This window comes from Arthrobacter sp. NPDC058097 (genome assembly GCF_042884885.1).
Classification (GTDB): Bacteria; Actinomycetota; Actinomycetes; order Actinomycetales; family Micrococcaceae; genus Arthrobacter.
Window position 1 is genome coordinate 102261 of sequence record NZ_JBHVSZ010000006.1, and the last position, 22579, is coordinate 124839.

Here is a 22579-nt window from a genome sequence, read left to right on the forward strand (position 1 = left end):
CACTTGCATTGGTTAAGTTGTCGCGGAGATGAATTCCCCGGGTCGGCCGCCACGAAGGAAGGCGCGTTACAGGACGGCGATGGCGCGGTCCGTCGGAGCCACAGGTGCAGGAAGGATGGTGCTGCCCATCAGGTACTTGTCCACGGCAGCAGCGGCGGCACGGCCTTCGGCGATGGCCCACACGATCAGGGACTGTCCGCGGCCGGCGTCGCCTGCCACGAAGACACCCTCGGTGTTGGTCATGTAGTAGCCGTCGCGCGCCACGTTGCCGCGGCCGTCGAACTCTGCGTTGACCTGCTCGGTGATGCCGGCCGGTTCCGCGCCGGTGAAGCCCAGGGACAGGAACACCAGGTCGGCCGGGATGATCCGCTCGGTGCCCGCCTTGGGGAGGCGCTTGCCGTCAACGAATTCGGTCTCCGCAACCTTGACGCCGGTCAGTTTGCCGTCCTCGCCCACAAATTCAACGGTGGAGGCAAGGTATGTGCGCTCACCGCCTTCCTCGTGGGCGCTGGCCACCTCGAAGAGGGTGGGGAACGTCGGCCACGGCTGGTGGCCGGCACGCTCCAGCGGCGGCTGCTTGCCGATCGCCAGGGTGGTCACCGAGGCTGCCTGGTGGCGGTGCGCCGTGCCGATGCAGTCCGCACCGGTGTCGCCTCCGCCGAGGATCACGACGTGCTTGCCGCGGGCGTCGATGTGGTTCTCCGGGGACTCCCCCGCCACCACGCGGTTGGAAGGCACCAGGTAATCCATGGCGAAGTGCACGCCGTCGAGGTCGCGGCCCGGGATCGGCAGGTCACGCGGCACTGTGGCGCCGGTGGCGATGACCACGGCGTCGTAGCGGCGGCGCAGCTGCTCCCAGGTGACATCCGTACCGACGGCGACGCCGGTGCGGAAGCGGGTGCCCTCGGCCTTCATCTGCTCGAGCCGGCGGTCCACCTGCTCTTTTTCCATCTTGAAGTCGGGGATGCCGTACCGCAGCAGCCCGCCGATCTTGTCGTCCCGCTCGTACACGGCCACGGTGTGGCCGACGCGGGTCAGCTGCTGTGCAGCCGCCAGCCCTGCAGGGCCGGAACCGACGACGGCGACCGTCTTGCCGGTGAGGCGGTGCGGCGGCAGCGGGTTGACCCAGCCGTTGTCGAAGGCCTCATCGATGATGGACACCTCGACCTGCTTGATGGTCACGGCTGGCTGGTTGATGCCAAGCACGCACGACGCCTCGCACGGGGCGGGGCACAGCCGGCCGGTCCATTCGGGGAAGTTGTTGGTGGCGTGCAGCCGCTCAATCGCTTCCTCGCCCTTGTCCCGCCACACGAGGTCGTTCCACTCGGGAATCAGGTTCCCCAGCGGGCAGCCCTGGTGGCAGAACGGCACGCCGCAGTCCATGCAGCGGCCGGCCTGGCTCTTCAGGACACCCTTTTCCTGGGCCTCGTAAACTTCCTTCCAGTCCATGATGCGGACGGGAACGGGACGGCGCGGCTGGGTTTCACGCTGACGTACTTTCAGAAATCCGCGTGGATCAGCCACCGGTCACCTCCAGGATTCGAGACCAAACTTCTTCGCCATCGGGGTCAAGGCCCTCTTCGATGGCGTCAAGACGGGTTTGCAGCACTGCAGCGTAGTCGCGCGGCAGCACCTTGGTAATGCGGGCAGCGGTGTCGTCGAAGTTGTCGAGCAGACGCGCCGCCAGCTGGGATTCGGTTTCCTCCACGTGCTTGACCAGCAGGCCGTGGACAATGTCGCGGTCCTCGGCGTCCAGCTCGAGGAGCTGGAGCTCGCCGGACTCGAGGGCCTGCTTGTTGACGCGTTCCGTCCGCAGGTCCAGCACGTAGGCCGTGCCGCCTGACATGCCGGCGCCGAAGTTGCGGCCGGTGCGGCCGATGATCAGCGTCTGGCCGCCGGTCATGTACTCGCAGCCGTGGTCGCCGATGCCTTCGACAACAGCGGTGGCGCCCGAGTTGCGGACCAGGAAGCGTTCGCCCACCTGGCCGCGCAGGAACAGCTCGCCGCTCGTCGCGCCGTAGCCGATCACGTTGCCGGCAACCACGTTGCGCTCGGCCTGGAACACGTTGGAGCGGTCCGGCCGGACGATGATCCGGCCGCCGGACAGACCCTTGCCGACGTAGTCGTTGGAGTCGCCGTACAGGCGCAGCGTAATGCCGGCAGGCAGGAAGGCGCCCAGCGACTGACCGGCGGTGCCGTTCAGTGTGATGTCGATGGTGTCCGTGGCCAGCACGTCCGTGCCGAACGTCTTGGTCACGACGTGGCCCAGCATGGTGCCCACCGAGCGGTCCGTGTTGATGACGTCAACCGTGATCTTCACCGGGGCACGGTCGGTCAGCGCCTCGGCGGCCATGGTGATGAGCCGCTGGTCGAAGTGCTTGTCCAGTTCGTGGTTCTGGCCGGTCAGGTTCCGCAGCGGGGCGTCGTCGTCGAACTCGAGGCCGTGCAGGATCGGATCCAGGTCCAGGCCCTCGGCCTTCCAGTGGCTGATCGCCTCCTGGGTGTCCAGCATTTCGGCATGGCCGATCGCTTCCTCGATGCTCCGGAAACCGAGCTCCGCGAGGATCTCGCGGACTTCCTCGGCCAGGAACTCGAAGAAGTTCACCACGAACTCCGGCTTGCCGCTGAAACGGGCGCGCAGCTCAGGGTTCTGGGTGGCGACGCCCACCGGGCACGTGTCCAGGTGGCAAACGCGCATCATGATGCAGCCCTCAACCACCAGCGGTGCCGTGGCGAAGCCGAACTCCTCGCCGCCGAGCAGCGCGGCAATGACGACGTCGCGTCCCGTCTTGAGCTGGCCGTCCACCTGTACCACCACGCGGTCGCGCAGGCCGTTGAGCATGAGGGTCTGCTGGGTCTCTGCGAGACCCAGCTCCCACGGCACACCGGCGTGCTTGAGCGAGTTCAGCGGCGAGGCGCCGGTACCGCCGTCGTGGCCGGAAACAAGCACGACGTCGGCCTTGGCCTTGGTCACGCCGGCGGCAACTGTGCCAATGCCCACCTCGGAGACGAGCTTGACGTGCACCCGGGCGGAGGGGTTCGCGCGCTTGGCATCGTAGATGAGCTGCGCGAGGTCCTCGATCGAGTAGATGTCGTGGTGCGGGGGCGGGGAGATGAGTCCGACGCCGGGGGTCGAGTGCCGCGTCCGAGCAACCCAGGGGTAAACCTTCTGGGCCATCAGCTGGCCGCCTTCGCCGGGCTTGGCGCCCTGGGCCATCTTGATCTGGATGTCGTCCGCGTTGCTCAGGTAGAGGCTCGTGACGCCGAAGCGGCCGGAGGCAATCTGCTTGACGGCGGAACGGCGCTCCGGGTCCAGCAGGCGGTCGACGTCCTCGCCGCCCTCACCGGTGTTGGACTTGCCGCCGAGCCGGTTCATGGCGATCGCGAGGGTCTCGTGGGCTTCCTTGGAGATGGAGCCGTAGCTCATGGCACCCGTGGAGAAGCGCTTGACGATGCTGGAGACCGGCTCGACTTCCTCAAGCGGCACGGCCGGGCGCACGCCGTCCTTGAACTTGAGCAGACCACGGAGGGTCATCAGGTTCTCGGACTGGTCGTCCACGCCCTTGGTGTAGGCCTTGAAGATGTCGTAGCGGCGCTCACGCGTGGCGTGCTGCAGCCGGAAGACGGTCTCCGGGTTGAAGAGGTGCGGTTCGCCGTCGCGGCGCCACTGGTACTCGCCGCCGCCCAGCAGGGGACGGTGTGGCTGCTCGATGCCGCCCTCCGGGTAGGCCATCTGGTGCCGCGCGGAAACCTCGGCCGCGATGACGTCCAGGCCCACGCCGCCCAGCTGGGAGTGCGTGCCGGCGAAGAATTCGTCCACGAGCTCCTGGCCCAGGCCCAGCGCTTCGAACGTCTGGGCGCCGGTGTAGGACGCCACGGTGGAGATGCCCATCTTGGACATGATCTTCAGGACGCCCTTGCCGAGGCCCTTGATCAGGTTGTAGACACCGTCCTGCGGGGTCACGCCCACCACGTCGCCCGCAGCGATGAGCTGCTCGACGGATTCCATGGCGAGGTACGGGTTCACGGCAGACGCGCCGTAGCCCACGAGCACTGCAACGTGGTGCGTCTCGCGGACGTCGCCGGCCTCGACCACCAGGGCGGTCTTGGTGCGGTTGGCGCTGCGCAGCAGGTGGTGGTGCACGGCGCTGACCAGCAGCAGGGACGGGATCGGGGCCCACTGTGCGTTGGAGTCACGGTCGGAGAGGACCACGTACTGCACGCCGCGGTTGATGGCGCCGGACACCTGCTCGCAGATTTCCGTGAGCCGGGCGCGCAGGGCGTTCTCGCCGCCTTCGGGGCGGTAGAGGCCGCGGACCTTCATGGCCACCCGGTTGCCCTCGGCGTCTTCGATGTTGGCGATCTTAGCGAGCTGGTCGTTGTTGATCACCGGGAACGGCAGCGAAACCTGCGGCTGGCGCACCTGCTTGGTGTCCAGGAGGTTACCGTTGGGACCGATGGCGCAGGTCAGGGACGTGACCAGCTCTTCACGGATGGCGTCCAGCGGCGGGTTGGTGACCTGCGCGAAGGACTGCACGAAGTAGTCGAAGAGCAGGCGCGGGCGCTTGGACAGTACGGCCACGGGGGTGTCGGAGCCCATGGCGCCCAGCGGCTCGGCACCGGTGCGGGCCATCGGGCCCAGCAGGATCTTCAGCTCTTCGGTGGTGTAGCCGAAGGTGCGCTGGCGGATGTTCACGGACGCAGCCGTGTGCACCACGTGCTCGCGTTCCGGCAGCTCGTTGAGGTCGATCAGGTTGTCCTTGACCCACTCGGCCCAGGGGTTCGCCGCGGCGACCTCGGCCTTGACCTCGTCGTCGCCGATGATGCGTCCGGCTTCGGTGTCCACCAGGAACATCTTGCCGGGCGAGACGCGGCCCTTCTTGACCACCTTGGAGGGTTCGACGTCGATGACGCCCACCTCGGAGGCGAAGACGACCAGGCCGTCCTCGGTGATCCAGTACCGGCCGGGGCGCAGGCCGTTGCGGTCCAGGGTGGCGCCCACGAGGGCGCCGTCGGTGAACGACACGGCGGCGGGGCCGTCCCAGGGTTCCATCAGGAGGGAGTGGTACTCATAGAACGCACGGCGTGCCGGATCCATCGTGGCGTGGTTTTCCCAGGCCTCGGGGATCATCATCATGATGGCGTGCGTGATGGGGCGGCCGGACAGCCACAGCAGTTCGGCCACCTCGTCGAAGGACGCGGAATCGGACGCACCGGGGGTGCAGATCGGGAACAGCTCTTCGGGCGAGTCGCCCAGCAGCGGGTTGGCCAGCTGCGACTGGCGGGCACGCATCCAGTTCCGGTTGCCCTTGACGGTGTTGATCTCACCGTTGTGGGCGATGGTGCGGAACGGCTGGGCCAGCGGCCAGGACGGGAAGGTGTTGGTGGAGAAGCGCGAGTGGACGATCGCCAGCTTGGTCTTGAAGCGCTTGTCCGACAGGTCCGGGTAGAACGGCTCCAGCTGCGCGGTGGTCAGCATGCCCTTGTAGACGATGGTCCGGGAGGACAGCGACGGGAAGTACACACCGAACTTGTTCTGGGCGCGCTTGCGGATCCGCCAGGCACGGCCGTCCAGGTCGTTGCGGTCCAGCTGTTCGCCGGTGGCCGAGGCGAAGAACGGCTGCGAGAAGTACGGCATGCAGGCGCGCGCCATGGCGCCGACCAGGTCGGCGACGACGGGAACCTCGCGCCAGCCCAGGACGGTAAGACCCTCGTCGGCGGCCAGCCCCTCGATGCCGGCCTTGGCGGCGTCGGCTTCGCGCTGTTCGGCAGGCAGGAAGGCAGTGCCCACCACGTACTGGCCAGGGCCAGGAAGTTCGAATTCGGTAACGGCACGGAAGAACTCGTCCGGTACCTGCATCAGGAGGCCGGCGCCATCACCCGTTCCCTCATCGGCACCGACGGCACCGCGGTGTTCGAGGTTGCGCAGGGCGGTAAGGGCGGCGTCGACAATGTCGTAGCCGGGCTCGCCGCGCAGGGTGGCGATAATCGCAAGACCGCAGGCGTCCTTCTCCTGCTCCGGGTTGTACAGCCCGGATGCCTCGGGGAGCGCCGCAAACCGCTTGAACGGCGACATGGCGGCGTCCGGCTGGTTCGGTTCGGACCAGCGGGGGCTTGAAAGAGTTTGGGTCATGGGAGACGTCCTTCCTCCTGATCGTGCGTATGGAAGGGACAACGTTGGCCCCACTCAGAGCGCCTCTGTGATGGGCACAACAAAGTGTTACTGCTTACTGGAAATTGTAGGGCAGGCATACGCGCTGAACTAACAGTTACGCAGGCTTCCGCCCCAGGCTTGACCGGGCAGCAGCTCTATGCTGACCGGAGTCGCCTCTGCCACGACGCTGTGGGGGTGGGCGCTCCGAGCGGTAACTCTCTGCTGCCCTGGGTACCGGCGCCTTCTAGCGTGAGCCGTCGGCCTCCGATGCGGTCCCGGTGTCTGTGCCACCGGACTTTCCGGTGTTCCGCGACTCCGCGGCGGTTGGGGTTCCGCCGGTGGATGCCGGGACTGCTTCCGTTTGGGCAGAAGCTAGCCCGGAACCGTTTTGGTTATCAGGGAGATTATCACGCGATTCACTATCTGAGACAACGGGGTCCGTATCACGGACCGGTTTGCCGGTCACATTCGGAGCGGAACCGGAGTCCCTTGGCTTGTCCGGTCCCGACGCCGGCACTGCCGACGCCGGACCTGCCGTTCCAGCGGCAGCGGGCTTCCCGCCGTCGGTCCTTACGGACGCCAGCTTCCCGCCGTCGGCATCGGCGGAGACCGCGGGGGCCGGCTCGCGGCCCGGCAGGTAGACACTGTCCGGGTTGCCGTCCTTGCGCCGGCCCAGCCAGATGAACACGGCGAGGGCGGCGATGAACACGAAGATGCTGGTCCAGACGTTCAGGCGGGTGGTGATGCCGAACAGGCTGATCTGCTCGGCGTCGTCGATCCGCATGGCCTCGATCCAGACCCGGCCCAGCGTGTAGTACATGGCGTACAGCCAGAACAGCCTGCCGCGGCGGAAGTGGAACCGGCGGTCGAGGGCCAGCAGGATCAGCACACCCGCAATGTTCCAGAGCGATTCATAGAGGAACGTGGGATGGAAGAGCGTGTCCGCGGGGTAGCCGGCCGGGAAGTTGGCGTTGTCAGCGTCCACCTGGAGCCCCCACGGCAGCGTGGTGGGGCCGCCGAAGAGTTCCTGGTTGAAGTAGTTACCCCACCGGCCGATGGCCTGCGCGAGCAGGAGCCCCGGTGCCGCGGCATCGATGAAGGCCGTCAGCTTGACCCCGGCCCTGCGGCAGCCGATCCAGGCGCCGAATGCACCCAGCACCACGGCGCCCCAGATTCCGAGGCCGCCGCGCTGGATCTGCGGGATCAGGGACAGGTCCCCGGTGCCGTCGAAGCCGGGGCCGAAGTAGGCGTCCGGAGACGAGAACACGTGGTAGAGCCGGCCGCCGATGATGCCGAACGGGATGGCCCAGATGGCGATGTCCCAGACGCTGCCCTCGGGCGCCCCGCGCCTGGCCCAGCGGACCGACGTCAGCCACAGGCCGACAACGATGCCCGCCAGGATGCACAGGGCGTAGGCATGGATGCGGAGCGATCCCCACGGCAGCGGAATATCGAATCCGGACCAGTCCGGGCTCGGGATGCTTGCGGGCACCATACCGGCTGAAAGCGGACCAGCCTGTACCAGAGCGGCTGCGGTGAGGAACGTCTGCATGGTTGCGTTACTTCCTGGTCAGTCCGGTACTGAGGTCTTTGGTGAGCCGCGCGACGGCGTCCACGCCGCCGTCGCGGACGGCCGCCACGAGTGCCGAACCGACGATCACGCCGTCCGCGTAGGCGGCGATCTCCGCGACCTGCTCCGCGGTGGACACGCCGAGGCCGACGCACACGCGTTCCGCGCCCGCGGCCTTGGCCGCGGCCACGACGTCCTCGGCCGCCGAACTCACCGACGAGCGGGCACCGGTGACGCCCATGATGGAGACGGCGTAAACGAAGCCGCGGCTCGCGTCCACGGTGCGGCGCATGCGCTCAGGCGTGGAGGAGGGCGCCACCAGGAAGACCCGGTCCAGGCCGTACTTCTCGGACGCGTCCATCCATTCGGCTGCCTCGTCCGGGATCAGATCCGGAGTGATGAGCCCCGCTCCCCCGGCCTCGGCCAGGCGCCGCGAGAACTCGTCGACACCCATCCGGACCACAGGGTTCCAGTACGTCATGACCAGCACGGCGGCGTCGGTCTGGCTGGTGATGCCGGCGACGACGTCGAAGACCTGGCGCACATGGAACCCCTTGGCCAGGGCCTCGGTGGTAGCGGCCTGGATGACCGGGCCGTCCATGACCGGGTCCGAGTACGGGATGCCGATTTCGATCAGGTCGGCGCCGTTGCGCGCCAATGCGATGCCGGCGGCGATGGTTTCCTCAACGCTGGGGTACCCGGCGGGGAGGTAGCCGATCAGCGCCGCGCGGCCCTCCGAGCGGGCCTTGTCGATCGCGATGGCCGACTTGCTGGTGGCCGTCTTACCGGTGGTTTGGGCCGTGGTCACAGCTGTTCCCCTTCCTTGCCGATAGCCGCCTCGGCCGAGTCCTTCTCCAGCAGGTCGAACCACTCAGCTGCGGTGGCCACGTCCTTGTCACCCCTGCCGGACAGGTTCACGATCACGATCTTGTCAGCGGCCCCGGCGGAGCCGGCTTCCGCTGCCAGCCGCTGGCCCACCTTGATGGCGCCGGCCAGCGCGTGCGAGGACTCGATCGCGGGGATGATGCCCTCGGTGCGGCACAGCAGCCGGAAGGCTTCCATGGCTTCGCTGTCCGTGATGGGCTCGTAGCTGACGCGCCCGATGTCGGCGAGGTAGGAGTGCTCCGGTCCGACGCCGGGGTAGTCCAGGCCGGCGGAAATGGAGTGCGACTCGATGGTCTGGCCGTCGTCGTCCTGCATCAGGTAGGACCGGGCGCCGTGCAGCACACCCGGCCGGCCGAGCGTGATGGTGGCCGCGTGGCGGCCGGTCTCAACGCCGTCGCCGCCGGCCTCGAAGCCGTAGATCTTCACGGACGGGTCATCGAGGAAGCCGTGGAAGATGCCGATGGCGTTGGAGCCGCCGCCGATGCAGGCGCAGACGGCATCCGGCAGCCGGCCTGCCTGCTCAAGGATCTGGGCGCGGGCCTCCTCGCCAATGACCTCGTGGAAGTAGCGGACCAGGGCCGGGAACGGGTGGGCACCCGCTGCCGTGCCGAGGAGGTAGTGGGTGTTGCCGACGTTGGCCACCCAGTCCCGGAGGGCTTCGTTGATGGCGTCCTTGAGAGTCTGCGAACCGTTCGTGACGGGAATGACCGTAGCGCCCAAAAGCTCCATCCGGGCCACATTCAGCGCTTGCCGGCGGCAGTCCTCGGCGCCCATGTAAACGACGCATTCCAGGCCCAGCAGCGCCGCGGCCGTGGCGCTGGCCACGCCGTGCTGGCCGGCGCCGGTTTCGGCGATGACGCGGGTCTTGCCCATCCGCTTGGCAAGCAGCGCCTGGCCCAGCACGTTGTTGATCTTGTGCGAGCCGGTGTGGTTCAGATCCTCGCGCTTGAGGAAGATCCGGACACCGCCGGCGTGCTCGGCAAAGCGCTTGGCCTCGGTCAGCAGCGAGGGCCGGCCGGAGTAGTTCTTGTTCAGGTCCGCGATCTGGGCGGTGAACTCGGGATCGGCCTTGGCCTTCTCGAAGGTGTCCTCGAGCTCGTCCAGGGCGGCGATCAGTGACTCAGGCATCCAGCGGCCCCCGTAGGCGCCGAAGTAGGGTCCCGGGGCGTGGCGCAGCGAGGTGCCTCCCTGCAGGAATGCATCCACCGAGCCCTGGTCAGAGCCGGCTGTTGGCGCGTCGGCCATCAGTCTCACCATCCTGTTCACTTTTTCTTGTTGATGTCAGGCGCCATCTGTCCGCACGGCGTGCGGACAGATGGCGCCACGGTTGGGTGGGAGCTCAGGCCCGGGCGGCGATGGCCGCGGCCCCGGCCGCCGTGAACTCCGCGATGCGCTCACGCGGGGTGGCGTCGCTGACGAGCGCCTCCCCCACGAGGATGGCGTTGGCGCCGTGCGCCGCGTAGTGCGCGACGTCGTCAGCGTTCCGAACGCCCGACTCCGCCACCACCACGGCGCCGGCGGGAATGCTGCCGGCGAGCGAGGCGAAAACCGAACGGTCGACGTCGAGCGTCTTGAGGTTGCGGACGTTGACGCCGATGATCCGGGCGTCAGCGGCCACGGCGCGCTCGACTTCCTCCGGCGTGTGCGTTTCCACCAGTACGTTCATGCCGAGTTCGCGGCTCAGGGCGCTGAAGTCGCGCAGCTGCTGGTCGGAAAGCGCGGCCACGATCAGCAGGATGAGGTCAGCGCCGTGGGCACGGGCTTCCCAGATCTGGTACTCGTCCAGCGTGAAGTCCTTGCGCAGCAGCGGCACGTCCACCCGGGCGCGGACTGCGTCGAGGTCGGCCAGCGAACCGTTGAAACGGCGCTGCTCTGTGAGCACGCTGATCACCGCGGCTCCGCCGTCGGCGTACTGCACGGCCAGCGACGCGGGGTCCGCGATGCTGGCGAGGTCGCCCTTGGAGGGGCTGCGGCGCTTGATCTCGGCGATGACCTTGAGGACGCCGCGGTCCTGGGACAGCCCGCCCAGGGCAGCCCATGCATCACGGGCAGGAGCCGCTGCCAAGGCGCGGTCCTTCAGCTCCGCGAGGGACACGAGGCGTTTCCGGTCCTCCATGTCCTCCCTGACACCGGCGTTGATGTCGTCGAGAACAGTCACGACTAGTGGCCGGTGTTCTTGATCTTGCTGCCGCCCACGCCGTAGCCGGCCTTGCGCATGATGAAGCCGGCCAGCAGGCCGACGAACATGACGGCGATGCCGGCCCAGAAGATCGGGCTGTTGGCGATGACGAACGCGATGGAGGCGATGAGGGCGCCGATGAGCATGACGATCACGCAGGTCCAGGCGGCCGGGCTGTTGCCGTGGCCCAGGTCGATGCTGTGGTCGATGCCGTGGTGCTCCTTGGGGGCCGCGGGCTTGGTACCGGAAACAGTGGCTTTGCTCATGTGAATCTCCTCAGGATCAATACTGCTTACATTCTGCCATTTTTTGCCGCTGCCTTCGGCATCGCGGCCGGGGTGCGCGGCTGCGTGACCCGCGGCTCAGGTGGGGTCGTCGCCCCGGGAGAGCCTGTCCCAGCTGTCGATCTCGTCCACCGGGCCGGCCTGTTCGCCGGCGGGACCCGCCGCCGCGGCGTCGTATTTGGTCCGGGACTTCCAGTAGCGCCCGGCCGGAACCACCAGCAGGCCGCCAACGGCCAGCAGGGATCCTGCCACGACGGCGAGCACCGGGAAGGTGCTGACGCTGACGTCCGCGGTCCCTCCGGAGACGCCGGTGGCGGCGGCGATGGAGCCCTGGGCTGCGGCCAGCGGATCAGCGAGGACGGTGGCGGCGGCGGCGATGATGCCGGCCGCCGCCAGCACGATGATGGCCGTGATGATCCAGCGTGCGATCTTTCCGGCGATGGAGGCCGCGAGGCCGCCCGCCAGCGCCACGAGGGCCAGGGCGGTGACCGTGGTGGCGGCTTTGCTGCCCTGGACCTGGAGGCCGTCGCTGCCGGCGGCCTGGCCTACCTGCTGGGGGTCGAGGTGGACCGTCAGCCAGGTCTGGGTGGTGGTACCGAAGGCCGCCAGCGCCAGCGCAGCGATCAGCAGCACCACCGTGGACTTGCGGGCCCAGCCCGGCACTGTGCGGCGCGTTTTGCCGGGCACGGCGGATCCTGCGGGAACCGCCATCAGGAGTTTGCCTCGGTGACGGAGTCCGGGCTGATGTTGTGCAGCGAGCCGGCCGTGTGGACAGCGCGAAGCGGGGCCGCCGCCTTGTTGACGGTTTCCTGCGCCTCGGCCGGGTTGCTCGAGTCAGCCACGATGCCGCCGCCGGCCTGGACGTAGGCACGCCCTTCGCGCAGCAGGGCGGAGCGGATGGCGATGGCCATGTCCATGTCGCCGGCGAAGTCCAGGTACCCCACCACGCCGCCGTAGATGCCGCGCCGGTGCGGCTCGAGCTCATCCAGGAGGCGCAGGGCGCGCGGCTTGGGGGCGCCGGAAAGCGTGCCGGCCGGAAAGGTGGCCTTCAGGACGTCGTACGCCTTCGCCGTCGGGGCCAGGCGTCCGACGACGGTGGAGACCAGGTGCATGATGTGGCTGAACCGCTCCACTTCCATGAACTGGGTTACGTCCACGGAACCCGCAACGCAGACTTTCGACAGGTCGTTCCGGGACAGGTCCACCAGCATGAGGTGTTCCGCGCGCTCCTTCTGGTCGGCAAGGAGTTCCTCGGCCAGGGCCTTGTCCGCGTCCACGGTCTTGCCGCGCGGCCGGGAGCCGGCGATGGGGTGGGTGATGACGTCATCGCCGGTGACGGTCACCAGCGCCTCCGGCGATGACCCCACGATGGAGTACTGCCGGCCCGCGGCATCCTCGAGGCTGAAGATGTACATGTACGGGCTCGGGTTGGTGTTGCGCAGCACCCGGTAGACGTCCAGCGGCGAAGCCCCGCACTCCATCTCGAAGCGGCGGGAGATGACCACCTGGAAGACTTCACCGTCCACGATCGCCTCCTTGCCCCGGTCGAGGGCCGCGAGGTACTCGGACTCGTGCCACCGTTCCTGGACGCTGGCGGCGAAATCGAGGGCAGCCGGCTCCAGGACGGACACCGGCTGGACTACCGGGGTGCTGATGCGCGCCAGCAGTTCCTTCACGCGGGCGACGGCGTCGTGCCAGGCCTCATCGACACGCTCGGAGCTGTTGTCGAAGTTGATGGCGTTGGCGATGAGCAGCACCGTGCCGTCCATGTTGTCGTGGACGGCCATGTCGGTGACGAGGTTCAGGGCCAGTTCAGGCAGCTGCAGGTCGTCCTCGGGCGGGCTGGTGAGCTTTTCCCAGTGGCGGACCGTTTCCCAGCCAAGGAAGCCCACCAGGCCGGAGGTGAACGGTGGGAGCCCGTCGAACCGGTCGGTGCGAAGCGCCTCAATGGTGTCGCGGATGGCATCGACCGGATTTCCATCCACGGGGACGCCGGCCGGCGGTTCGCCCAGCCAGTGGGCCTGCCCGTCCTTGGTGGTCAGTGTGGCGCGGGACCGGGAACCGATGAAGGAGTAGCGTGACCAGGCACCGCCGACGGCCGCCGACTCCATCAGGAACGTGCCCGGCTGGCCCTGCGCCAGCTTCCGGTACAGCCCGATCGGGGTTTCGGCGTCCGCCAGCACCTTGAGCCGGACAGGGATGACGCGGCTGTGGGCGGCGAGTTCCCGGAATTCCTCCAGGCCTGGGCTGATGATTCCGAGGTCCTGCATCGCTATTGGTTCTCCGTCTGTTCTTGGTATGAAGCCTGTTGGGTGGGGGCCTGTTTGCTTATGGGCCCGCGTGGAGGCCTGTTGGGTGGGCGCGGCGGCCGCTAGTTGGCCGGGCCAGCCACAACGTCGAAGGCCCGGCCGTCAAAGCAGGTCCGGGTACCGGTGTGGCATGCTGCCCCCACCTGGTCCACGCGCACGAGGAGGGCGTCGCCGTCGCAGTCCAGGGCGACCGACTTGACCCACTGCACGTGGCCGGATGTATCGCCCTTGCGCCAATACTCCTGGCGGGAGCGGGAGTAGAACGTCACGCGGCCGGTGGTCATGGTCCGGTTCAGGGCCTCGTCGTCCATCCAGCCCAGCATGAGGACCTCGTTGGTGTCGAACTGCTGCACGATGGCAGCCACGAGTCCGGCGCCGTCCCGCTTCAGGGCCGAGGCAATCCCGGCCGGAAGAGGACTCCCCGGCAGCAGGCTTTCACCGGCGTCAGAGGAAGGGGCGCCGGCGGTTGAGGCGGGGGCGGGGCTGGGGGCGGGCTGCTCAGACATCACGTCAAGTCTAGTGCCCATCCCGGGGGTACTGGGCCAGCCTCCCCCGACACACGCGAGGGCCCGCAGGGGCAATGAGCCGCCTGCGGGCCGCGTGGCCGCCGGATGTCAGGTGGCGGAACGCTTCACTACGACGTCGTCAACGTAGCTGTCGCCCATCTGGCGCGGGTGCTCGGCGCCGAACTGGACCCTGCTCAGGGTGGCGGAGGGCAGACCCACTGCCCTGTTGAACACCTGGACGGTTCCGAACCAAATCTGGATGCTGGACCTGGCAGTATCCGCGCGCACCTGCATCCGGATGTGCTGCCAGGTGTTCAGCGGAACGGCGGCGGCCTGGAGCCTGGTGTAGGTGACCGTGCCGTTGGGGTTGGCGAGCCGCAGCCACAGCTGCCCGTTGGCGTTGTTGCGGAAAACATCCGCCACCCGCGTCGACCCCGAGAAGAACCGGACGTAGGGCACATTGTTGCCGGCAAGGCCGCCAGTGGTGATGTTCACCCAGGCATCCGCGCTGGCCCGCTTGGTCCCGGCGGCCAACCCCACTCGCATATTTGCCACCGAGCCCGAGGTGTCCGTGGCGAGGATTCTGACTGAGCATGTTCCGGAGTGCGCCTTGGGGCTTGTCACCGCCACTGCTGCGGTGCCGGCAACGCTCCGGGTGAACGGCGACAGCGTGTTGCCCTCAAAGTTGGTGGCTGTCACGAGCGTCCCCGTGAAGGTGGAGCTGGTGGGGGCTGCCAGCCCGGTCCGGCACGTCGCCGCCATGGCGGCGCTGGCGCCACCGAAAATCAAACTGCCCGATACCAGCAGCCCCAGGCTGCCGAGTGTGCCCATTTTCTTTAGAGTGCTCATTGCTTATCCTCACGCCACAGATGGAGTTTTCTTGTTCGCTCCGCTGCAGCCTTCCGGCTCACCCCGGAAGCAGACCAAACTCGTCTGATGATGCGCTGGAGCCAGTTGCGTGCACTCCCCCTGCAAATACTTGGTGCTTCAGCTTGGGAAAAGCTTGGAGTTTCTTGAAGCGTCTCCCGTTCCGGAATGGGCGCGGCCGCACGGCGAAGAACGGCACAAATTCACCGCTGTCAACAGACTGCGCAACTCCACCGGGGACGTGCTAGTTTTCCAAGTGATGCATTTCGTCGATCCGTCCCGAGAAGTTCTGGCCGAGACCCTGCTGGCGGCCGGTCCTGACTCCCCCACGCTCTGCAAGGGCTGGAAGACCAGAGACCTCGCAGCCCACCTGTACCTGCGTGAGCGTAAGGCTGCCGTCGGGCTGGGCCTGATCATCAAGAGCCTGTCCAAGGCCTCGGACAAGGCAACCGCGCGCCTGGCCGGAAAGCTCAGGACCGCCGACGACTACGCCAAGCTCGTGAACTCGTTCCGTGCGGGACCTCCGGCGCTCTCGCCCATGAAGATCAAGGCATTGGATGAGAGCTCCAACCTGATCGAATATTTCGTTCACACGGAGGATGTCCGGCGCGCCGTTGACCGCTGGGCACCCCGGGCCCTCGACGAGGAATACTCCGACGCCCTGTGGGATGAGCTCGTCAAGCGGGCAGCCATCCTCTACCGCGGCGTGGACCTGGGCATCGTCCTGGTCAGCCCCTCCGGCCCCCGGCACGTGGCCAAGCGCGCGCCCGTCTCGGTGGCGATCGTGGGTGAACCCGGCGAGCTGCTCATGCATGCCCACGGCCGCACGCGCCATGCTCTGGTCACCTTCGAAGGCCAGCCGGACGCCGTCGCCCTCCTCCAGTCAGCAGAAGTCGGACTGTAAAAAGCAACGCGGGGTCAGTTAGCGCCCAATAATCTCGTCAGATTGGGCGCTAACTGACCCCGCGTTGCTATTAGCGAACCTCGAAGCCGGCGTCGCGGATCGCCGTCTTGACCTGGGACATCATGTCGTCCGGGCCCCAGTGGAAGATCGACGCGGCCAGCACTGCATCTGCTCCGGCCTGGACCGCAGGCGGGAAGTGCGCGGGTTCACCGGCCCCACCGGAGGCGATGATCGGAACCTTGACCGCGGACCGGACCAGCCGGATGAGCTCGAGGTCGAAGCCGTCCTTGGTGCCGTCGGCGTCGATGGAGTTGAGCAGGATCTCCCCCACACCGCGGTCCGCAGCTTCCCTGGCCCAGGCGATGGCATCGATTCCGGTGCCCTGGCGGCCTCCGTGGGTGGTCACTTCAAAGCCCGACGGCGTGGGCTGGGAACCGGGCCGGACGCGCCGGGCGTCCACGGACAGCACCAGCACCTGGGAACCGAAGTGCCGGGTGATTTCGTCGATGACGTCGGGGCGCGCCACGGCGGCAGTGTTGATGGAGGCCTTGTCGGCTCCGAAGCGCAGCAGCTTGTCCACCTCCGCCACGCCGCGGACGCCGCCCCCAACGGTCAGCGGGATAAACACTTCCTCGGCGGTGCGGCGGACGACGTCGAACGTCGTCTCGCGGTTGCCGGAGGACGCTGTCACGTCCAGGAAGGTGAGTTCGTCGGCGCCGGCGTTGTCGTAGCGGTGGGCCAGTTCCACGGGGTCCCCGGCGTCGCGGAGGCCTTCGAAGTTGATGCCTTTGACCACGCGGCCGGCATCAACGTCCAGGCAGGGAATAACGCGGACGGCTACAGCCATGACTTCTCCTGTTGTACTGCTGGGGTGTGCTGTCGGAAGGAAAGCGGGTCAGATCCGGCAGGCGTGGATGCTGCTGACCAGGATGGCGCGGGCGCCGAGGTCGTACAGCTCGTCCATGATCCTGTTGGTTTCCTTCTTGGGCACCATGGAGCGGACGGCCACCCAGTCAGAGTCGCGCAGCGGCGAGACGGTGGGTGATTCCAGGCCGGGCGTGAGGCCGGCAGCCTGCTCCACGAGCTCCTTGCGGATGTCGTAGTCCATGAGCACATACTGGCGCGCCACCAGGACGCCCTGCAGGCGGCGGATCAGGACATCGATTTCCTTGGCCGTGCCGTTGGCCGCGCCGCCGTCGCCGGTGCGGCGGATGAGCACCGCCTCGGATTTGAGGATCGGATCGCCGAAGATCTCCATGCCGGCGGCCTTGAGGGTGTTGCCCGTTTCGACGACGTCGGCGATGGCGTCCGCGACGCCGAGGCGCACGGAGGATTCCACCGCACCGTCCAGCCGGACCACCTTCGCCTTGATGCCGCGCTCCGCCAGGTAGTCGCGCAGGAGACCGTCGTAGCTGGTGGCAAGGCGCTTGCCCTCGAGTTCATCCACGGTGCTGAAGTCGCCGATCGGTCCGGCGAAGCGGAACGTCGAGGCGGCGAAGCCGAGCGGAAGCAGTTCCTCGGCCTCCACCTGCGCGTCCAGCAGGAGGTCGCGGCCGGTGATTCCGACGTCGAGCGTTCCCTGCCCCACGTAAACGGCGATGTCGCGGGGGCGGAGGAAGAAGAACTCGATGTCGTTGTCGGGGTCCACCATGACCAGCTCGCGGCTGTCCCGGCGCTGGCGGTAGCCCGCCTCGGACAGCATGGCGGAGGCGGCTTCGGACAGGGATCCCTTGTTGGGTACGGCTACACGCAGCATTAGGAGGTCTTTCTGGTTTGGAAGTTTGGGTCAGGCAAGCGGGGCCACGCAGAGGCGGCTAGAGATGCTTGTAGACGTCTTCCAGGCTGAGTCCCTTGGCGAGCATCAGGACCTGCAGGTGGTACAGGAGCTGCGAGATCTCCTCGGCGGCGGCTTCGTCGGATTCGTACTCGGCTGCCATCCAGACTTCAGCCGCTTCCTCCACGACCTTCTTGCCGATGCCGTGGATTCCCGACTCCAGTTCGGCGACGGTGCGGGAGCCCTCGGGGCGGGTCGCTGCCTTCTCGCTCAGTTCTGCGAACAGCGTCTCGAAATTCTTCACGCCCTCCAGCCTACTTGCTCCGGGCCGGGGCCCGCCTGTCGGGCAGTTCCATGACGGCGGGGATGTGAGCGATTACACACGTCGTGCACTTGCGCCCGCACCCCCGCAGCGCCCCGGAACTGGGGAAATGTTCTCAGTAGTTCTTCAGCAACAGGGCCGTGGAAAGTGCCGCTGTGACGGCCTCGTGCCCCTTGTCCTCCGAGGATCCGGGCAGTCCGGCCCGGTCCAGGCCCTGCTCTTCGGTGTCGCAGGTGAGCACGCCGAACCCGACCGGCACGCCGGTGTTGACGCTGACATCGGTCAGTCCCGACGTCGCGGCCTGGCAGACATAGTCAAAGTGCGGCGTTCCGCCGCGGATGACGACGCCGAGGGCCACGACGGCGTCAAAGTGCGGTGCCAGCCGCGCGGCAGCGACCGGAAGCTCAAAGCTGCCCGGGACGCGCAGCACGGTCGGCTCGTTGATGCCCGCGTCCTTGGCCGCGCGCAGGGCGCCGTCCAGGAGGCCGTCCATGATCTGGGTGTGCCAGCTTGCCGCCACGATCGCCAGCTTCAGCTGCGAGGTTTCCGCAGGGTCGAGGGTGGTGAGGTCAATCTGGGGTGCGCCGTGTCCGCTCATAAAGTCTTCGTGATCCGTTCAGTCTTGTTCGTGGTCAAAAGTGTCAGTGCCGGTGCGGGGCAGGCCCGCCGGCTCGGTGTCGAGCGTCAGCAGGTGGTCCATGCGGTCCTTCTTGGTCTGCAGGTACCGGAGGTTCTGCTCCCGCGACGGCACCTCGGTGGGCACCATCTCGACGACCTTCACGCCGGCCGTGGCCAGGCGGTTCTGCTTGTCCGGGTTGTTGCTCAGCAGCCGGATCTCGTGCAGGCCCATTTCGGCCAGGATCTGCGCCGCAGCCTTGTAGCAGCGGGCATCCACGGGCAGGCCCAGCTGCTCGTTGGCCTCGACGGTGTCGAACCCGGCTTCCTGCAGGGCGTAGGCCTTGATCTTGTTGGCCAGCCCGATGCCCCGGCCTTCCTGGCCGCGGAGGTACAGCAGCGTGCCGCCGTTCTCGGCGATCAGCTCCAGCGCGTAGGCGAGCTGCTCGCCGCAGTCGCAGCGGTAGGATCCGAAAACGTCGCCGGTGAGGCATTCCGAATGCAGGCGCACCAGGGGCGCCTTGCCGTCCTTGGGCGGATTCGGGGAGCTGACCGCAAGGTGTTCGGCGCCGGTCACCAGATCGGTCCAGGCCTGCGTCACGAAATCACCGAACGCCGTTGGCAACTGGACCACGGGGCCGCTGCTCACCGGATGCGGCTGCCGTCCGTTGCTGCTTGGTTCCGCTGTCTGAGATGCCGTCATCGTGTTTCCCCTTCTCCGGCCGGACTGACTTCCAAAGTGCTCTCCTGTGAAGATACACGGTGGTCAGCTCCCAGATAGGCAACCAGGTCCTCGATCGAGATCAAGGGGCAGCCGTGCTCGGCAGCGAAAACCCGGAGTCCGTCCAGCCGCATCATCTCACCGTCGTCGTACACCACTTCGGCGATCACGCCCACCGGCTCCAGGCCGGCAAGCCGGCAGAGGTCGACGGCCGCTTCGGTGTGGCCGGGGCGCTCACGCACTCCACCATTAACGGCCCGCAGCGGGAAAATATGCCCGGGACGGGTCAGCTTTCCCGGTCCGCTGGCCGGATCGGCGATGATGCGGGCGGTGAGGGCCCGGTCGGTGGCAGAGATCCCGGTGCTTACGCCGGTGGCGGCGTCGCAGGAAACGGTGTAGGCCGTCCCCTTCGCGTCCTGGTTGACCTCCACCATGGGCGGCAGTTCCAGGGCGTCGGCCCGGGCGCCGTCCAGCGGCACGCAGATGACTCCGGAGCTGTACCGGATGGTCCAGCCCATGAGCGCAGGGGTGGCGTGCTGGGCGGCGAAGATGATGTCGCCTTCGTTTTCGCGGTCCTCGTTGTCCACCACCAGGACCGGCCGGCCGGCCGCCATGGCACGGACAGCGTCCTCGATCGAGTCCAGACCGAGGTTGCCGGGGGTCAGTCCGGCCGGCGTCTGGTCGGTGGAAACCGCGCCGGAAACCGCCGCGTCAAGCTTTGCCGTGCCGCTCACAGCTGCACCTCCGCACCCGAGAATTCCGAACCTGCGGTGCTTTCAGTGCGGAAAGCGAGCAGCCGCTCGGTGTACTTTGCCAGCACGTCCACTTCAAGGTTGACCCTGCTGCCGGCCGGCTTGGCGCCGAGGCCGGTGTCGGCCAGGGTGGTGGGGATGAGCCCTACCTCGAACCACGGCGCCGTCTCGGCTGCCGGGCTGACCGCGGTGACGGTGAGGGAGACGCCGTCGATGGCGATTGAACCCTTTTCCGCGATGTAGCGGGCGAGCCGCTGCGGCACGCCGAAGCGGAGCCGTTCCCAGTTTCCCTGCGGCTCGCGTTCGAGCAGTTCGCCGACGCCGTCCACGTGGCCCTGGACCACGTGGCCGTCGAGGCGTCCGCCGGCCGGAACGCAGCGCTCGAGGTTGACGGGGTCGCCCGCGGCAAGCTCGCCGATGGTGCTGCGGATGAGGGTCTCGCCCATGACGTCGACGCTGAAGTCCTTGCCGTCAATGGCCGTGGCCGTGAGGCAGACGCCGTTGACGGCAATGGAGCCGCCCAGCGGCAGCCCTTCAGCGGTTCCAGGGGCGTGCAGGCGCAGCGTTGCGCTTGTGTCCCCGTTCCGGTCCACGGAGAGGACCTTTCCCTGTTCGGCAATAATTCCGGTGAACATCAGTAGCCTCCCATGGCTGTGCCCGCTCCTGTGCGGACAGATAGTGAATCGGTTGACGTTGGTTGTGTTGAAGTTGGCTGGGTCGCGCTGGTTTTTTCCGGGAGCAGGTGCAGGCGAAGGTCTCTGCCGAGGTACTGGACCGCGCCGCCGGATGCGGCATCCCATTCCCAGCGCTGCGCCTCCGCCAGCGTTCCGATGCCCAGGCCGTTGAGGGCCGGAGTTCCCGAGCCCAGCAGTGTGGGCGCCAGGTACACGATGAGTTCGTCCACGAGGCCTTCGGCCAGGAAGGCGCTGAGGATCCTCGATCCGCCCTCCACCATGACGTGCCGGGTACCCGCAGCGAACAGCATGGCCAGGGCCTCGCGCGGATCCCGGGTGGGCAGGTGCAGGACCTTGCCGTCGTCGCCGCGCACGGCGGCCTCTTCCGGCACGTCGCGAAGTCCCATGACCGCGCGCAGCGGCTGGTTACCGGTGGTTTCGCCGTTGGCGTCGCGGGCTGTCAGCCTCGGGTTGTCCACCAGCACGGTCTGCGTGCCCACGAGGATGGCATCGATCCGGTTCCGGATGCCGTGGTTGTCCGCCAGCGACTCCGGGCTGGAAATCCACTGGCTGGTGCCGTCCTCGGCCGCGATCCGGCTGTCCAGGGTCTGGGCGATGTGCAGGGTAACGAACGGGCGCTTGGCGTCGACGGCCTGAAACCAGCGCCGGTTCAGCTCCAGCGCACGCTCGGCGGCCAGTCCGCTGCGCACGCTGACTCCCGCAGCCCGCAGGGTGGCGGCACCGCCGGCGGCGGGATCATGGGGGTCGTCGACGGCGTACACGACGTTCGCTATCCCGGCGTCGATGATGGCCTGGGCGCACGGTCCCGTGCGGCCCACGTGGTTGCACGGCTCGAGGGTGACCATCATGGTGGACCCGTGAAGGTCGACGCCGGAGCTGACCGCCGCCGCTATCGCGTCGGCTTCGGCGTGCGCGGTGCCGGCACCGCGGTGGTATCCCGTGGCAAGCTGGCGTCCGTCAGGGCCGACGACGACGGCGCCCACCAGCGGATTGGCGCCCCGGGGACCGTGCAGGGCGGCTTCCAGGGCCGTGTCCATGGCGGCTGTTTCAGCGGCGGTGAAGGCCGTTGCCGGCGTCCGGGCAGCAGTCACTTGGACACCGCCGGGTCCGGGAAGCCAGTCTCAACCTTGACGGCAGAGGAGTCCGGCTGGGCCTGGGGGCGCGACGCCCGCCACCAGACAACGAAGCCGGCCAGGGTGAAGAAGCCGTAGAACAGGTACATGAGGGCGCTGGCGAAGTATCCGGCGCTGAAGAGCAGCGGAACGCCCACCACGTCCACGGCAACCCAGATCAGCCAGAACTCGGTCCAGCCGCGGGCCATGCCGTAGGTGGCCAGAAGCGAGCCCATGAAGGTCCAGGCGTCGGCCCACACCGGCGGGTAGGAGCCCAGGGAATCGAAGAGCGGGGTGAGGGCGGCGGTTCCGGCCGCCAGTGCGAGTACCAGAGCGACGCGGGTCCTGGCACTGGCCCAGGCGGGGGCGATCGCCGTCGAGGATCCTGCCGCCCGGCGGCTCTGCTGCCAGCGCTGCCAGCCGTAGACGGCCACGATGACGAACATGACCTGCCGCCCGGCCTGCCCCCACAGAGTGGCCGGTGTTGCGGAGCCGAAGACGTTGCCCAAGAAGACCGTCAGGAGCAGAAGGTTGCCGGCGATGCCGACCGGCCAGGCCCAGACCTTGCGCCGCATGCCGCCGAGGGCACTGGCCAGGCCGAAGATGTTCCCCAGCACTTCGCGGAGAATGAGCACTGATCCGCCCACGGGGATCTGTGCCTCGAAGAGCCAACGCAGGATGTCCATGCGTGCGTGTCGTTCCTTCCCTCAAGAGCCGAGACTGCTCCGGGGGTATACGACAGCGAAACGCAGCGGCGTTCTGGAACGCCACAAGTACAGCTGTACGTGCTTCTCTCATCCAGACTTTAACTGTCGGTACCGGAATTTCACCAGTTCAACCGTCCGCCGGGCTTCCATCGAGGAAACGCCGGCTCGCGGGTCGCGGACTATCACCGCCGGTTCGGACTTACACCGACCCCGGAGCACGTAT

The 22579-nt window shown here is 67.7% G+C and carries 21 protein-coding genes and 1 riboswitch; of the genes, 1 reads left to right on the plus strand and 20 read right to left on the minus strand.

Translation table 11 applies throughout. The features are described from left to right. Positions 1–66 precede the first annotated feature (66 nt). From ACFVTE_RS12040 to ACFVTE_RS12090, 11 genes are all read right to left on the minus strand, one after another. Positions 67–1524 carry a glutamate synthase subunit beta gene (locus ACFVTE_RS12040; protein ID WP_387100685.1) on the minus strand — a complete coding sequence of 486 codons (1458 nt, stop codon included), beginning with the start codon at positions 1522–1524 and terminating at the stop codon, positions 67–69. After that, the gene (gene gltB / locus ACFVTE_RS12045; protein ID WP_387100686.1) at positions 1517–6133 is read right to left on the minus strand and encodes a glutamate synthase large subunit; all 4617 of its coding nucleotides are present in this window, start codon (positions 6131–6133) and stop codon (positions 1517–1519) included. The genes ACFVTE_RS12040 and gltB overlap by 8 nt, the downstream gene beginning before the upstream one ends. A 265-nt stretch (positions 6134–6398) precedes the next feature. Beyond that, on the minus strand, positions 6399–7706 hold the full coding sequence (lgt, locus tag ACFVTE_RS12050) for a prolipoprotein diacylglyceryl transferase (RefSeq protein WP_387100687.1): 1308 nt from the start codon (positions 7704–7706) through the stop codon (positions 6399–6401). Between the two features lie 7 nt (positions 7707–7713). Further along, the gene (trpA, locus tag ACFVTE_RS12055) at positions 7714–8532 is read right to left on the minus strand and encodes a tryptophan synthase subunit alpha (protein ID WP_387100688.1); all 819 of its coding nucleotides are present in this window, start codon (positions 8530–8532) and stop codon (positions 7714–7716) included. Next, the gene (trpB, locus tag ACFVTE_RS12060; RefSeq protein ID WP_387100689.1) at positions 8529–9854 is read right to left on the minus strand and encodes a tryptophan synthase subunit beta; all 1326 of its coding nucleotides are present in this window, start codon (positions 9852–9854) and stop codon (positions 8529–8531) included. Before trpB ends, trpA begins: the two co-directional genes overlap by 4 nt. Before the next feature lie 94 nt (positions 9855–9948). Further along, positions 9949–10767 (minus strand): indole-3-glycerol phosphate synthase TrpC, encoded by an 819-nt coding sequence (gene trpC, locus ACFVTE_RS12065; protein WP_387100691.1) that lies wholly within the window; start codon positions 10765–10767, stop codon positions 9949–9951. Between the two features lie 2 nt (positions 10768–10769). Then, positions 10770–11054 (minus strand): HGxxPAAW family protein, encoded by a 285-nt coding sequence (locus ACFVTE_RS12070; protein ID WP_331574738.1) that lies wholly within the window; start codon positions 11052–11054, stop codon positions 10770–10772. A 96-nt stretch (positions 11055–11150) separates the two neighbouring features. After that, a complete protein-coding gene (locus ACFVTE_RS12075; RefSeq protein ID WP_387100693.1) occupies positions 11151–11783 on the minus strand; it encodes a Trp biosynthesis-associated membrane protein in 633 nt (210 codons plus the stop codon). Continuing rightward, positions 11783–13342 (minus strand): anthranilate synthase component I, encoded by a 1560-nt coding sequence (locus ACFVTE_RS12080; protein WP_387100695.1) that lies wholly within the window; start codon positions 13340–13342, stop codon positions 11783–11785. The genes ACFVTE_RS12075 and ACFVTE_RS12080 overlap by 1 nt, the downstream gene beginning before the upstream one ends. 101 nt (positions 13343–13443) lie before the next feature. Then, positions 13444–13887, minus strand: coding sequence for a phosphoribosyl-AMP cyclohydrolase (gene hisI, locus ACFVTE_RS12085; RefSeq protein ID WP_387100696.1), 444 nt, complete (start codon positions 13885–13887; stop codon positions 13444–13446). A 108-nt stretch (positions 13888–13995) separates the two neighbouring features. After that, positions 13996–14736 (minus strand): hypothetical protein, encoded by a 741-nt coding sequence (locus ACFVTE_RS12090; protein ID WP_387100698.1) that lies wholly within the window; start codon positions 14734–14736, stop codon positions 13996–13998. Positions 14737–15013: 277 nt separating this feature from the next. On the opposite strand from ACFVTE_RS12090, the gene ACFVTE_RS12095 reads away from it, so the two are divergent. After that, on the plus strand, positions 15014–15658 hold the full coding sequence (locus ACFVTE_RS12095) for a TIGR03085 family metal-binding protein (protein WP_377953523.1): 645 nt from the start codon (positions 15014–15016) through the stop codon (positions 15656–15658). Between the two features lie 70 nt (positions 15659–15728). On the opposite strand, the gene hisF is transcribed toward ACFVTE_RS12095, so the two are convergent. The 9 genes from hisF to pnuC all read right to left on the minus strand — a co-directional run bounded on the left by hisF (position 15729) and on the right by pnuC (position 22335). Then, a complete protein-coding gene (gene hisF / locus ACFVTE_RS12100; protein WP_306922466.1) occupies positions 15729–16505 on the minus strand; it encodes an imidazole glycerol phosphate synthase subunit HisF in 777 nt (258 codons plus the stop codon). Positions 16506–16553: 48 nt separating this feature from the next. Next, a complete protein-coding gene (hisG, locus tag ACFVTE_RS12105) occupies positions 16554–17414 on the minus strand; it encodes an ATP phosphoribosyltransferase (RefSeq protein ID WP_387100701.1) in 861 nt (286 codons plus the stop codon). A gap of 58 nt (positions 17415–17472) precedes the next feature. Beyond that, on the minus strand, positions 17473–17736 hold the full coding sequence (locus ACFVTE_RS12110) for a phosphoribosyl-ATP diphosphatase (protein WP_003801526.1): 264 nt from the start codon (positions 17734–17736) through the stop codon (positions 17473–17475). A gap of 133 nt (positions 17737–17869) precedes the next feature. After that, the gene (ribH, locus tag ACFVTE_RS12115) at positions 17870–18352 is read right to left on the minus strand and encodes a 6,7-dimethyl-8-ribityllumazine synthase (protein ID WP_102973087.1); all 483 of its coding nucleotides are present in this window, start codon (positions 18350–18352) and stop codon (positions 17870–17872) included. An 18-nt stretch (positions 18353–18370) separates the two neighbouring features. Continuing rightward, positions 18371–19072 carry a GTP cyclohydrolase II gene (gene ribA / locus ACFVTE_RS12120; protein ID WP_387100703.1) on the minus strand — a complete coding sequence of 234 codons (702 nt, stop codon included), beginning with the start codon at positions 19070–19072 and terminating at the stop codon, positions 18371–18373. Continuing rightward, positions 19069–19824: a 3,4-dihydroxy-2-butanone-4-phosphate synthase gene (gene ribB, locus ACFVTE_RS12125; protein WP_387100705.1), complete on the minus strand. Its 756-nt coding sequence runs from the start codon at positions 19822–19824 to the stop codon at positions 19069–19071. The genes ribA and ribB overlap by 4 nt, the downstream gene beginning before the upstream one ends. Next, the gene (locus ACFVTE_RS12130; RefSeq protein WP_387100707.1) at positions 19821–20477 is read right to left on the minus strand and encodes a riboflavin synthase; all 657 of its coding nucleotides are present in this window, start codon (positions 20475–20477) and stop codon (positions 19821–19823) included. The genes ribB and ACFVTE_RS12130 overlap by 4 nt, the downstream gene beginning before the upstream one ends. Beyond that, positions 20477–21574: a bifunctional diaminohydroxyphosphoribosylaminopyrimidine deaminase/5-amino-6-(5-phosphoribosylamino)uracil reductase RibD gene (gene ribD / locus ACFVTE_RS12135; protein ID WP_387100969.1), complete on the minus strand. Its 1098-nt coding sequence runs from the start codon at positions 21572–21574 to the stop codon at positions 20477–20479. The genes ACFVTE_RS12130 and ribD overlap by 1 nt, the downstream gene beginning before the upstream one ends. Before the next feature lie 50 nt (positions 21575–21624). Then, positions 21625–22335: a nicotinamide riboside transporter PnuC gene (gene pnuC / locus ACFVTE_RS12140; RefSeq protein WP_387100709.1), complete on the minus strand. Its 711-nt coding sequence runs from the start codon at positions 22333–22335 to the stop codon at positions 21625–21627. A gap of 95 nt (positions 22336–22430) precedes the next feature. Next, positions 22431–22579: riboswitch (FMN riboswitch) on the minus strand.